Source organism: Viscerimonas tarda (genome assembly GCF_054601255.1).
On sequence record NZ_BAAHWV010000054.1, the window covers coordinates 1 to 13,186 of the forward strand.

Here is a 13,186-nt window from a genome sequence, read left to right on the forward strand (position 1 = left end):
TAGGTTAGTTGGATAATTGGTTTTGCTCATCCTTTATAATTATTTGGTTGATAATCATAAAGATACAAAATAATATCCAATTAATCAACTGAAAATCAAATAATTATAATAAATTTAAACAGTTTCTCAATTTATTTTCGAGGAGGGCTGCCGTTTTCAGCATGGCGCTTTCTATTTCTTTGAAATCGGGCAATTCGTTTTTCAGAAACAGGAAGGCTATATCAAGCCCGGCTTCGTATTGTTGGCTCAGGTTCCGAAAGCTTGCCTTATTCAAGCGAAAAGCTTCGCGGACAAGCCGTTTCACCCTGTTGCGTTTCACCGCCCGTTTAAATTTCTTTTTCGACACGCTAACCATCACCGACACTCCGGTATCACCCTTCGCCCGTTTGGTATAGACAATGCGGAGGGGATAGGCAATAAAGGAATCCCCAGTCGAAAAAAGCAGGTCGATCCGCTTGGTTCCGTTTATTCGTTCTTGTTTGCTGAGCGTCTTTTTTTCTGTATCCATTTTGTTGAGTAACGATGGACAAAGATAAGAAGAAAAAAATACTATGGGTTTATGGAATCCGCATTTAACCCTCCGAAAGGCCAAATACGCTCTTATTCTTATTTCTTTATCCCTTCTGAATGGGTTTGAAGGCCTGTCAACGAAATTTCCTTCATTTTTTTAGAAAAATAGTTGGAGATTTGAAATTTAGCAGTAAATTTGCTGTCAGCTAAATTTAGCAGCGAATTTACTGCTAAATTATTTAAGCAGTAAGTTTATTGTCAAACTAAAAAAATGAAATCATGAGTGAAAATTGGATAGACCCTAAAATCATTATTGGCAATGTTGCCACAGGTCGCGAATTTTATAAACGCAACGATATTATAGAACAAGTTTGGACCGAATTGAAAAAAGGCAATTCTGTTTTGCTTGCTGCGCCACGCCGTGTAGGAAAAACTTCGGTGATGCAATATATGGAAGAGCAGCCGATAGCAGACTATAATTTGATTTTTCAAAATATTCAGGGAATAAAGTCGGCAAGCGAATTTTATGAACGAATCTATACCTTACTCCTGACTTGCTTGAATACAACGAAAAAGGCAAAAAAATGGCTTGAAAATTTATGGGAAACCAAATCAATAAAAAAGATAGGTACTGATGGAGTAGAGTTTGACAACAAACCTGCTGATTCTTTGAGAGCAACAAACACTTTGCTCACAGAAATAAGTGAAAATCAGGATATTGAAAACATTATTCTACTGTTGGATGAACTACCCGAAGTACTGTTTGGGATTAGCAAAACAAATAATGAAGACGCCAAAGCTATTCTTAAAAATTTACGACATTGGCGTCAGCAACCCGAAATGAATAGAAAAGTAAAGTTTGTGCTTGCCGGTTCGGTTGGTATTCATTATGTGGTGGAAAAAATTGAAACAAGAAATTCGGATTTGAATGATTTGAAAACAATTGATTTTTACCCATTATCCAACATAGAGGCGTATGGTTATATTGATTGGGCTACGGCTGATGCAACAGTAACTTATACAACGGAACTGAAACAGTATTTACTCGGCAAAATACAGTATTTCGCACCCTATTTCATCAATCTGCTGCTTGATGAAATAAATAAGCAGGCAAGAAAAGCCAATAATCCTGAGATTAGAATGGAACATATTGATACTGCGTTTGATACCATAGTAAAAACCAGCGCTTATTTTATGGACTGGAAAAAGCGTTTGCAAGATTACATGCCGAAAGCGGATTTTGATTTTGTAAATGAAATACTCATTCATACGGCACACAAAGAACGGATTAGCTTGCAGGAAATTTACAACAAAGCCGTAAAACACGACAAAACTGCCGATTATATGGCGTTTGTTCAGGATTTGGAAAAAGACGGTTATATTACCAAAGTGGGTGAGCAATACCGGTTTATGTCGCCATTTTTGAGCGCGTTTTGGAAAAATAATAACCCAGTTTATAATGCCTAATAGCTGAAAATTATGTTGTCAGTATATCAAAATTCAAATGTCGATTACAATTCAACGGCCGATTACGAAAGAATAACAAAGGGCTTTATTGTCCGCAGGGCTGAATACGAAACTATTATCTCTTCGTTAAAAAACAGAAAATCGGGCGACTCCATTCAACACGAATTGATTTTGGGCAGACGTGGCAGTGGAAAATCGACTCTACTGAAGCGCATCGAGGTGGAAATATCCGAAAACGAGAAACTTAACGCCAAGTATATCCCCGTAAATCCGGCGGAAGAACAAGCTGGAATTTACCGCCTGATGGATTTGTGGGAACAGGTTTTGCAGGAGTTGTATTGTCGCTCCGAAGAAAAACAGGAGACAAAAAATTTTCATGAATTTGATGACGAACAGGCATATACGCGCTATTTGTATGGCGAAATTCACCATTTTTGCGAGCATAAGAAGAAAAAAGCCGTGTTGCTGCTGGATAATTTCGACCGGATTGCAGGCAATTTGGACGATGACGGCAATTTGTTGAGAGAAACGCTGATCAATTATCACGACCTTGTATTTATTGTGGCAAGCGCCCGAATGGACGAACATTTCTGGCAATACGACCAACCGTTTTACGAATTTTTCCGCCGCCATCGCCTGGAAACATTAAGTAGTGAGGAAACTTTTAAGTTGCTGAAATATTGGAGCGATTCACCGGATTTTGACGATGCGGAAAGAAAAACGATCAATGATTTCTTACAAAAATTCCCCGGAAAGGTAGAAACCATTCGCTTGCTTACGGACGGACTGCCGCGAACCATGCTGTTTTTCCTGAAAATAGTGATGCAAAACGAAAAATCGGCAGAAACGACGTTTTTGAGAAAAGTAATGGACGAAGTTACGCCTTTGTATCAAGAGCGATTGTTTAATCAGCAGCCACCAATGCGAAAAATTTTGCTCGAAATGGCTTTTATGTGGGAAGCGGCAGCCACAAAAGAAATTGCCGAGCGTTGCCGCATGGAAAGCAAATTGGTTGCAGCCCACCTTAAAACACTTACCGACAGGGGGATAGTAGAAACCATCGCCACCGATAAGCGCAATAACCTCTACCGCATAGCCGAACGGTTTTTTAATATGTGGTTAATTGTTACACAGGGCAATCCCGACCAAAAGCGCAAGGCCCGCTGGATGAGCGAGTTTCTCGAAGTATGGTACGACAGGCAGGATTTACAAGATATGGCACGCCAACATATTGACAAATTAAGGGAACATAAAATCACAGGCAATGCAGCCCTTATGCTCACCAAAGCGCTATGCCAAAGTAAATATATAAGTATTTCTGATCGCGATGAAATGATAAAATTAACAAGGGCCGAATTAAAAAATACCGCGAATAATTCTTTAACTCCTTTACCCGATACTATGGAGGAAATAGCTGAAGAAATAGACAACTGTATTAATAAAAAAGACTTTACAAAAGCTCATAAATTAGTAAATTCTATTGAAAATGAAGCAGATGGATGGAAAGAAGCTATTCACGGAGCTATCTGCTATGACGAAAAACAATACGATGACGCCGAACAGTATTATTTGCAGGCCATTGAAAAAGGGCATGTTGATACCATGTCCAATTTAGGAGTTTTGTACGCTAATCAAGAAAAATTCGATTTAGCCGAACAGTATTATTTGCAGGCAGTTGAAAAAGGACATGTTAAGGCCATGTACAATTTAGCCCTTTTGTACGCTAATCAAGAAAAATACGATTTAGCCGAAAAGTATTGGTTGCAGGCCATTGAAAACGGTGATGTTGGGGCCATGTACAATTTAGGCCTTTTGTACGCTAATCAAGAAAAATATGATTTAGCCGAACAGTATTATTTGCAGGCCATTGAAAAAGGTGATGTTAAGGCCATGTTCAATTTAGGACTTTTGTACAATAATCAAGAAAAATTCGATTTAACCGAGAAGTATTATTTGCAGGCAATTGAAAACGGTAATGTTGGGGCCATGTACAATTTGGCGTTGATGTATTATTTTCAAAACAAAAACAAAGAACAAGTAAAGCAATATATTGGAAAATATGAAGGGCTGGAAATTGGTAAAATCCTTATAGAAATATGGGCTGGCGTATTTAATGATATTGAAAACAGGGCAATAATTGTTTGTAGAGAAAACAAAGAAAATGCATTTTTTATAGAGCGCTTGCTTGTTCATTATCAAAAAAGTTTGGTTGATAAGCTGTTTCATCATGAGGAGTTCGGTCGGCGTTTGCAGGAGCAATATACCGTGTTGTATTATGCCAGCCAGATATTAAACGGTAAGGAAACCGAAAACAATTTGCAGTTGCGCATTCCGCCGGAATTACAAAGTACGGTAGATGAGGTTTTGGAAAAAATAGAAGAGGAACAGAAAAGGTATGCACAATGATAAGAAAAAAATACTATGGGTTTATGGAATCCGCATAATTATATTACTCTATGTGGTAAAGAGCGGAAGTTTAACCCTAGAAAATAAATTATCATGGCAGCAATAGATGTAAATGACGGAAAAAGGACGGGTAGAAGGAACAAACCTGCCAAAATGAATCTGAGGGTAGATTTTACCCCCATGGTGGATATGAATATGTTGTTGATTACCTTCTTTATGTTTTGCACCACGTTGAGCATACCGCAGGTGATGGATATTGTAGTACCGACAAAGGAGGGTGAAGGTACAGTCGCAGCCGAATCGAAAACCGTTACGTTGATACTTGGCGAGGAAGATAAAGTCTATTACTATTTCGGAAAGCCCAATTACGAGGATTGTGCATCGCTGAAGGTTACCGATTACAGTAAGGACGGGCTTCGCAGCGTATTGCTCGGTCGCAACGAGGCGCAAATGGCCAAATCGCGTATCCTGAAACAACAACTGATGAACAAAGAAATCACACAAGACGAATACAAGGCAAGGATCGGCGACATACGCAAATCGAAGGACGGCATTACGGTGATGGTAAAGCCAACAGATGCGGCTTCGTACAAAAATCTGGTAGATGTGCTCGACGAAATGCAGCTGTGCAACATCGGCAAATACGCTATCGTGGATGTAGAAAAAGGCGATGAGTTTGTGCTAGCAAATTACAAGGAAAAAACGGCGCTGGCAGCGCTTAGGTAAAAGTTTCTCCCAACCTCTATCCCCCTACGGGTACTTTCTCCAAAAGGAGAAAGGAAAAAGTAAAAGCTTTTGGAGGATCAGGAAGTCGAACACCCATTGCGATTACGATATTGGTTAAGAAAAAATTAGATTAAAACCTTTCTTATTCTAATTTTTGCTATCATTGTTAGAATAATGGATTTTTTATTCTAAGATACTTCTACATTTTTAGAATAAGCGGTATCTTTGCACAAAAAAACTGAGAAAGATTAGAGATGAAAAATTTTAAATCAGGAACATACATTACACAAATGGGATACAAAAGTTTTACACCTGCGCCGTTAAATCGAAATTGGGTTATTGACAATATGCCTGTACTTTCGTTGTTGAGTCAAGCCGACCGACAGTTGGGGCGTTTGGATATGTATTCCGAATATGTTGATATTGATTTGTTCATTCAGATGCACATTGCCAAAGAGGCAACGCAATCGTCTCGCATAGAAGGCACGCAAACCAATATGGAAGAGGCATTTTTGAAAAAATCCGACATAAATATCGAAAAACACGATGATTGGGAAGAGGTACAAAATTATATTTTGGCGATGAACGAGGCGATTAATTCGTTACACAGATTGCCTTTTTCTACCCGTCTTATAAAGCAAACTCATAAAGTGCTGCTGCATGGGGTGCGCGGACAGCACAAACAACCGGGGGAATTTCGCCGCAGTCAGAATTGGATTGGCGGTGCAACGCTAACTGATGCCGTTTTTATTCCGCCTGTGCATACCGAAATAGACGCATTAATGTCTGATATTGAGTTTTTTGCCAATCAAACAACAGACAATATTCCCGATTTAATCAAAATTGCACTCATTCATTATCAATTTGAAACGATACACCCTTTTCTTGATGGCAACGGAAGAACAGGACGGTTGTTGATAACGCTTTATCTTGTGAGTAAAGGCATTTTGAAACGACCAATACTTTATTTGTCCGATTTTTTTGAGCGTAACCGATTATTATATTACGACAATTTGACAAGAATGAGAACGAATAATGATGTGATACAATGGCTTAAATTTTTTTTGACGGGCGTAGTGGAAACAGCAAAAAAAGGCGTGGAAACATTAGATGCCGTAATGCAACTGAAAAACAGTATCGAAAAGCAGTTTGACGAATTGGGAAAACGCAGTACAGATGCGCGGATTTTGCTTGATTATTTATACAAAAAACCAATTATATCGCCTGCCGAAACCATTACTATAATCAACAAAACACCCCAAACGGCTTATAATTTGATAGCCGATTTGGAAAAACGAGAAATTTTAAGAGAAATAACCGGTGCACAGCGAAATAAACTTTATTCGTTTGAGCCGTATATGAAACTATTTGAAACATTATGAACAAAGCAAAGCATTTGTAGAAGAAAAACTCGATGAGTTTGTGGTAGCAAATTACATTAAAGCCCCTCCAACCTCCCCGTAGGGGAGGCTTTTGAATCCCCCCTACGGGGGGCGGGGGGGCTTTTTTTAATCCGCCAATTAAATACTACTTTTGTAATACTAAATGCTTACAAACGGATGACTTTCAAGGCTAAATATTTGGCTATAAAATTCAGTAAAGGATTAAAATACACGGTTTTTGCGACTAATTTGGTGGCTATACTGTTGCTTTTACTTGCTGCCAAGTCGCCGGATACAGCGCCCTCTTCGCTTATTTATATTTCGTATCTGGGACTTGGATTTCCGGTTCTGCTGGCGCTGAACATTGCGTATTTGCTGTTGTGGATTGTTTTCTGGCGGTGGAAATACATTGTTGTTCAGGTAGTTGCTTTGGCTTTTTGCTGGAATGCTATTTTGACCTATTTGCCGATACACGAAAAAACAGCCCTCATTCCTGCCGATTGCATCAAGGTGATGTCGTACAATGTGCGCGGATTCGACTGGCTGGAAGGAGATACTGCCCGCAAGAATCCCATTTTGGAATACATGGCAACGAGCAATGCCGACATCATTTGCTTGCAGGAATTTGCCGTGGAGGAGAAAAAACGCCGAAAAAAAATTATATCTCTGGATGAATTCGACGATATTATGTCGGATTATCCCTATCGTACGGTAATCAGGTTGGGCGACACGGATAATTCTACGATATACGGTTTGGCGTGTTACTCAAAATTCCCGATACACAAAGTTGCCCGCATACCCATCGAAAGCGCTTTCAACGGCTCGGCGATGTACGAAATCCGTATCGGAAAAAAGCGGATAACCATTGTCAACAATCACCTCGAATCGAACCGCATTACAGCCGAGGATAAGCAACTGTTCAAGGAACTGGTTTTGAGAAAAAACGGCGAAATGATTGACGACATGGCGCGAACAGTACAACTGCGGATGGAACCGGCTTTTCTGGCGCGTGAAGCACAGGCCAATATTATTGCAGCCCACATAAAAAAGCAGCGCGAAAACACCCATGCCATGATTGTCTGCGGCGATTTCAACGACACGCCGCTATCGTACGCCTACCAAACAATAAAGGGGAATTTCACCGATTCGTTTAAAACAACAGGCAAGGGACTGGGCATCACCTATCACGAAAACGGCATCCTGCTACGCATCGACTACATCATACACACACAAAACATCCAATCCTACAACTGCGAGGTAGGACATGTGAAGTATTCCGACCACTATCCCATTTGGTCGTATCTCTCGTTGGAGGGGATTTGAAAGCTGCTGGCGTACGTGTATTTTCTCCTCCATTTGCTATAAAGTTAAAAGTGGATGCTTCTTATTTTGGAAGATTTGCCCTAAAAACATATTCCAAAAATATTGTTGAAGTTAATTATTCTTCTTACATTTGTAATTGTGTATAAATCCACAATAAAGACGTTCTTATAAATATAATTATGTATATTGACACAATTATAAATTCAACTCCAGATGCTATACTGAAAGAAATTGCTGAAAGAGTTAAAGAAAGAAGGCTCGAAAAAAACCTCACACAAAAGGCTTTTGCCAAACGTGCAGGCGTTGGATATGATGCGTATCGTAAATTTGAGAATACGGGAGAATTTACGCTTCGCAATCTGGCGCTATGCGCTATTGCCTTGGATGACACGGAAGGGTTTGCTGAGTTATTTGCAAAAAAAGCATATCAAAGTATGGATGAACTACTGAAAACGCAGGAAGTAAAAAAAAGAAAGAGAGGCTCGCGCAATGAATGAAATAAAAGTAATTGAAGTGTTTATGAACGGCGCGAAGGTCGGTCGGCTTGCTTTGACCCTCGATTCTCTCTGTGCGTTTGAATATGATACCGCTTATTTGTTATCGGGAAATTCTATTTCTCCGTTCAACCTTCCCCTCAAATCCGAACTATTCATTGCAAAACGTACTCCTTTTGATGGAGGATTTGGGGTATTCGACGACAGTTTGCCCGACGGTTGGGGCAATCTCATTCTCGACAGATACCTCAAAAGCAAAGGTGTTGAACCGGCTAAGCTCACTATTCTTCAACGATTAGCTTTAGTCGGTGGCAAGGGACGAGGCGCTTTGGAATACCGCCCCGATTATACTGGAACAACGGCGGACGAAATCATTAATTTAGATAATTTGGCTACCGAAGCCGAGCAGATACTTACAAGCAATAATGATGGAGACTCTCTGGATACATTATACAAATATGGAGGCTCTTCCGGCGGAGCAAGGCCGAAGGTTTTTGTAACAATGGATGGTAAAGAATGGCTCGTCAAATTTAAAGCGACACTCGATCCGGCAAATGTTGGACAGATAGAGTATGAATATTCCCTGCTTGCCAAGAGATGTGGTATCAAGATGCCCGAAACAAGGCTGTTTGAAGGAAAATATTTCGGAGTAGAGCGGTTTGATAGAACTCCGAAAGGCAAAATTCACACGGTAAGCGCAGCAGGCTTGTTGAATGCCGACTACCGGATTCCAAGCCTCGATTATGGCGATTTGCTGCAATTATGCCATATCCTGACTAAAAACATGGAGGAAGTGTATGCCCTTTTCCGTCAGATGGTGTTTAATGTAGCCATCAAAAACCGTGATGATCATGCAAAAAATTTCTCTTTCCAGCTAATTGATGGGGAATGGAAACTTTCTCCTGCTTATGACCTTTTACCAAGCAACGGATTTAATGGCTTCCATACGACGACCATAAATAACAACGGCGAACCATCAGTTAACGATATAATGGCCGTTGCCGAGAAAGTTAAACTGAACAAACAACGGGCAACCGAAATAATACAGGAAATAAATAAACTCGTTAAGGAGAATTAAGTATTAAGTTTAGCCTTCCAAAAAAGTTTGCCTTGTTTCATGCGGATTTATAATGCTAGTAATCAATGCGATTGGATTGCAAATCCAATCAAACAAGACCCAGTCTGAACAAAGAAAACCGTGTTAATCTGTTCGTTCCGTGTAATCTGTGTGCGAATATCAAGAAATTCTCAATTCTCAATTCAAAAAAATCATCCCGTATTGCGTGTTCCGGCGGCGATGCCCGATATGGTTACCATCAACGCCTGTTGCAGTTCGGGCGAGGGATTTTCTTCCTTGCGGCAACGCGACAGCAGTTCTACCTGCAACACATTCAACGGGTTGGTGTAGATATTCCGCATGGCGATATTTTCGGCTATTCCGGGCAGGCTTTCCATTAACACATTGTCGTGCGAAATTTTCAGTACGGTTTTTATATCGTTTGTCAAACTTTGTCGTAGCTGTTGTCCCAGGTGTTGAAGATTGGGTTCTACCAACCGCTGGTCGTAATATTGGGCGGTTCGTGTGTCGGCTTTGGCAAAAACCATTTCCAGCATACTTATTCGCGTATTGAAGAATGGCCAGTCCTGATACATTGTTTCCAAAGTGGCCAGTTTGCCTTCGTCTATCAGTTTTTGCAGACTTTCGCCTGCTCCCAGCCATGCCGGCAACATCAGCCGGTTTTGCGACCAGCCGAATATCCACGGAATAGCCCGCAGGCTTTCGATGCCTCCGGTGGGGCGGCGTTTGGCCGGACGCGAACCCAGGGGCAACTTCGCCAGTTCGGCTTCGGGAGTTGCCTGATAGAAGTAGGGGATGAAATCGGGATTGTATTTCACCAGCCCCTGATACACCTCGCACGATATATCCGATAGCTCATTCATTGCCTTCCGCCACTCATCTTTGGGAGCGGGTGGGGGAAGCAGGTTGGCTTCGAGGATGGCGTCAACATAAAGCGTCAGGGTATGAATAGCCAAATCGGGCAATCCGAGTTTGAAGCGAATCATTTCGCCCTGTTCGGTAACGCGCAATCCGCCTTGCAGCGAGCCGGGCGGTTGCGAGAACAAGGCTACTTTGGCCGGACCGCCTCCACGTCCGATTGTACCTCCGCGTCCGTGGAACAGGGTGAGTACAATTCCTGCTTCCTTGCAGGTTTTTATCAGCGCTTCCTGCGAACGGTATTGCGCCCATCCTGCTGCCAGCGAACCGGCATCTTTCGATGAGTCGGAATACCCAATCATCACCATTTGTTTCCCTTTGATAACGCCCCGATACCAGTTGATGTTCAACAGACGGGTCATGATGCTGTCGGCATTGTTCAAGTCGTTCAGCGTTTCAAACAAGGGCGCTACCGGTAAGTGGTAGGGACAGTCGGTTTCTTTCAGCAAAAGGTGCACGGCCAAAATATCCGATGGCGTGCGCGTCATTGATATGATGTATGCCGGTATGGCTCCCTGTGGCGTTTGGGCGATAACCTTGCAGGTGTCCAGCACTTCTTTTGTTTCGGGACTTGGATTCCAGTTGTGGGGAATTAAGGGGCGTTTTGAATTGAGTTCCTTAATCAGGAAGGCTAATTTCTCCTCTTCCGTCCACGATTCGTAATCGCCCAGTCCCACATATTTTGTCAGTTCCGAAAGCGCTTCGGTGTGCCGTGTGCTTTCTTGCCGGATGTCTATTTGTACGAGGGTTAAGCCGAAGCATTTCACCCTTCTTAATGTGTCGAGCAGTTTATCGTTGGCAATCATCGACATGCCCGATGCCACAAGCGATTGGTAACAGGCATACAAAGGTTCCCATAGCTGGTCGTTGTGAATCAGGATGTTATCTGTCAGTCCGGCTTGTTTACCTGCAATCTGGCAGTTTATGTAGCTAATCGTTTCTTTCAACCGGCTGCGGAGCCTTTTCATCAGCTCGCGATAGGGTTCTTGCACATCATAATTTCCCAAGTAAGCCCTGAATTCCGGCGTACAGTTCGACATGGACAACTCTTTCACCAAAATTTCGATGTCCTGTAAAAACAAACTGGCGGCTCTCTCGCGGCTCTGCAACAGTACGTCGTGCGTTACTTTCGATGTTACATTCGGATTTCCGTCCCGGTCTCCTCCCATCCACGACGAGAAATGAATCGGGCGGGCATCCACCGGCAGCATATACTCAAACGTTTCCTCCAATTGCTTGTTCAACTCGCGCAGAAGCGCAGGTACGGCCTCCCAAAGGCTGTTTTGTACAACATCGTATCCCCATTTGGCCTCCTCGTTGGGGGTCGGGCGGTTTTGCCTGATTTCGTCGGTGTACCAATACTGCACAATCAATTGTTTGAGGCGGCGACTGATCTGGTCTTTTTTGTAATCGGCCAGGTCGTCGTGGTCTAATTGCTGAATGCAATCGCTCACCTCGTTGAGGTTGTTGATAAGCGACCGCCTGTTGATTTCGGTTGGGTGAGCCGTCAGCACCAAATCAATAGAGATGTTGTCGATAGCCTTGATAATATCTTCGTCGCTGATATTTTTTTCCTTCAGCCTTGTATAAACTTTCGTAAAATCCACCGGATTGTCTTTCCCCAAAGCATGAGGCGAAACCGTGTCGTACTGTTCCGCGGTATTGGTCAGGTTCAGGAATTGGTTAAAAGCCTTTGCCACCGGCAGAAATTCCTCGTTGGGCAGATTCTGCAAGGTTTCTACCAACGATTGGTGGGCTTCGTCGTTTCCTTCGTATGAAGACTTGGACAACCTTCTTATGTTTTCGATGCGGCCAAACACCTCTTCGCCCAGCGCTTCCTTGATGGTTTGACCCAGGAAATCGCCCAGCATCTTGATGTTCTGCTGCATTAATGTTGGAGAATTATTCATATATACTAAATTTACGTGAGACACCAATTAAGAAAGGTAAAGATACAAAATAGAACAATTGAATAATGCGATTGTTTATAAAATATTTTATTTTGATTGTATTCAGTTGATTTGCAAGTAAATATAGTTAAAAAATACCGCCATTTTTAATACAGGGCAAACGCATCTTCCCTCCAATGAAGTTCGCCAGGTAAAGAAAGATGCCTTGGGCAACTTGTGGGTGGTATCCGCTGGCAACCTGCTGAAGTTCGATGGCACAACTTTCACCGACTACGGCCGTCCCATTGATTGTGCAGTCGGTTATTTGGAGTTCGATGCCGGTGGCGCATTGTGGATATTGGGATCATGCGGGCTGTACAAATTTGTGGATGGCGATACAAAGAGCTTCGACCTGAAAACAGCGCTGTCCATAACTCCCGAAACGCTTTCCGAATCGAATGATGCGTTCATTATTTATCCCAATCCGGCCAGTACGGCGGTTTCTTTCCGCTTCGGCGAGGGAATTAGCCCCCAAACAATAGCTGTTTACGATGCTTCGGGCCGGTTAATTTATTCCGGTAAATTAAATAATGCACTTTCGGCAACATTGTCCGAACTGAATATCGCTCAAAACGGTTTGTATTTGCTGAAAATCACCGACCAGTCGGGCCGGATACATACTCAACGGCTTATAGTAGAGTAACGTAATAGCAAGCACACGGATTACACAGAACAAACGGATAAACACAAGGTTGTTTTACATACCTCTAATTATCAATGTTATATAATGTAGATGATTTATTATTCCGTTTATTCAGTATAATCCGTGTGTTATTCTATGAATTTTTTACTCAGAGCACAAAATATATTTTTTCTAACAATCTAATAATTAATAAGATAATTGTTGAGTTGAAAAAACATTATAAAAAACTCTCAAAATAATTTGGAAAGGGCGAATAAGTGCATTACTTTTGCATCCGCTTTGGTCGAATA

The 13,186-nt window shown here is 41.9% G+C and carries 10 protein-coding genes; 8 read left to right on the forward strand and 2 right to left on the reverse strand.

The window, feature by feature from the left end; translation table 11 throughout:
• Window positions 1–103: 103 nt before the first annotated feature.
• Window positions 104–508 carry a ribonuclease P protein component gene (gene rnpA, locus ACYPWY_RS14570; protein WP_459686277.1) on the reverse strand — a complete coding sequence of 135 codons (405 nt, stop codon included), beginning with the start codon at window positions 506–508 and terminating at the stop codon, window positions 104–106.
• A 281-nt stretch (window positions 509–789) separates the two neighbouring features.
• On the opposite strand from rnpA, the gene ACYPWY_RS14575 reads away from it, so the two are divergent.
• The 7 genes from ACYPWY_RS14575 to ACYPWY_RS14605 all read left to right on the forward strand — a co-directional run bounded on the left by ACYPWY_RS14575 (window position 790) and on the right by ACYPWY_RS14605 (window position 9,386).
• Window positions 790–1,977, forward strand: coding sequence for a hypothetical protein (locus ACYPWY_RS14575; RefSeq protein WP_459686278.1), 1,188 nt, complete (start codon window positions 790–792; stop codon window positions 1,975–1,977).
• A 12-nt stretch (window positions 1,978–1,989) separates the two neighbouring features.
• Window positions 1,990–4,383 carry a tetratricopeptide repeat protein gene (locus ACYPWY_RS14580; RefSeq protein ID WP_459686279.1) on the forward strand — a complete coding sequence of 798 codons (2,394 nt, stop codon included), beginning with the start codon at window positions 1,990–1,992 and terminating at the stop codon, window positions 4,381–4,383.
• A 93-nt stretch (window positions 4,384–4,476) separates the two neighbouring features.
• A complete protein-coding gene (locus ACYPWY_RS14585; protein ID WP_459686280.1) occupies window positions 4,477–5,109 on the forward strand; it encodes an ExbD/TolR family protein in 633 nt (210 codons plus the stop codon).
• Window positions 5,110–5,363: 254 nt separating this feature from the next.
• Window positions 5,364–6,491, forward strand: coding sequence for a Fic family protein (locus ACYPWY_RS14590; protein ID WP_459686281.1), 1,128 nt, complete (start codon window positions 5,364–5,366; stop codon window positions 6,489–6,491).
• A gap of 177 nt (window positions 6,492–6,668) precedes the next feature.
• On the forward strand, window positions 6,669–7,814 hold the full coding sequence (locus ACYPWY_RS14595; RefSeq protein WP_459686282.1) for an endonuclease/exonuclease/phosphatase family protein: 1,146 nt from the start codon (window positions 6,669–6,671) through the stop codon (window positions 7,812–7,814).
• Between the two features lie 179 nt (window positions 7,815–7,993).
• Window positions 7,994–8,311 (forward strand): helix-turn-helix domain-containing protein, encoded by a 318-nt coding sequence (locus tag ACYPWY_RS14600; RefSeq protein WP_459686283.1) that lies wholly within the window; start codon window positions 7,994–7,996, stop codon window positions 8,309–8,311.
• Window positions 8,304–9,386, forward strand: coding sequence for a type II toxin-antitoxin system HipA family toxin (locus tag ACYPWY_RS14605; protein ID WP_459686284.1), 1,083 nt, complete (start codon window positions 8,304–8,306; stop codon window positions 9,384–9,386). The genes ACYPWY_RS14600 and ACYPWY_RS14605 overlap by 8 nt, the downstream gene beginning before the upstream one ends.
• Window positions 9,387–9,577: 191 nt before the next feature.
• On the opposite strand, the gene ppc is transcribed toward ACYPWY_RS14605, so the two are convergent.
• A complete protein-coding gene (gene ppc / locus ACYPWY_RS14610; protein ID WP_459686285.1) occupies window positions 9,578–12,214 on the reverse strand; it encodes a phosphoenolpyruvate carboxylase in 2,637 nt (878 codons plus the stop codon).
• A gap of 205 nt (window positions 12,215–12,419) precedes the next feature.
• Between ppc and ACYPWY_RS14615 the strand changes: the two genes are divergently transcribed.
• Window positions 12,420–12,896, forward strand: coding sequence for a T9SS type A sorting domain-containing protein (locus tag ACYPWY_RS14615; RefSeq protein ID WP_459686286.1), 477 nt, complete (start codon window positions 12,420–12,422; stop codon window positions 12,894–12,896).
• The last annotated feature ends 290 nt before the right edge of the window (window positions 12,897–13,186 follow it).

What these genes read in the sequence shown, in the direction of transcription:
- rnpA (WP_459686277.1), bottom strand. Translation starts at nt 508, where the DNA reads ATGGATACAGAAAAAAAGACGCTCAGCAAACAAGAACGAATAAACGGA.
- ACYPWY_RS14575 (WP_459686278.1), top strand. Translation starts at nt 790, where the DNA reads ATGAGTGAAAATTGGATAGACCCTAAAATCATTATTGGCAATGTTGCC.
- ACYPWY_RS14580 (WP_459686279.1), top strand. Translation starts at nt 1,990, where the DNA reads ATGTTGTCAGTATATCAAAATTCAAATGTCGATTACAATTCAACGGCC.
- ACYPWY_RS14585 (WP_459686280.1), top strand. Translation starts at nt 4,477, where the DNA reads ATGGCAGCAATAGATGTAAATGACGGAAAAAGGACGGGTAGAAGGAAC.
- ACYPWY_RS14590 (WP_459686281.1), top strand. Translation starts at nt 5,364, where the DNA reads ATGAAAAATTTTAAATCAGGAACATACATTACACAAATGGGATACAAA.
- ACYPWY_RS14595 (WP_459686282.1), top strand. Translation starts at nt 6,669, where the DNA reads ATGACTTTCAAGGCTAAATATTTGGCTATAAAATTCAGTAAAGGATTA.
- ACYPWY_RS14600 (WP_459686283.1), top strand. Translation starts at nt 7,994, where the DNA reads ATGTATATTGACACAATTATAAATTCAACTCCAGATGCTATACTGAAA.
- ACYPWY_RS14605 (WP_459686284.1), top strand. Translation starts at nt 8,304, where the DNA reads ATGAATGAAATAAAAGTAATTGAAGTGTTTATGAACGGCGCGAAGGTC.
- ppc (WP_459686285.1), bottom strand. Translation starts at nt 12,214, where the DNA reads ATGAATAATTCTCCAACATTAATGCAGCAGAACATCAAGATGCTGGGC.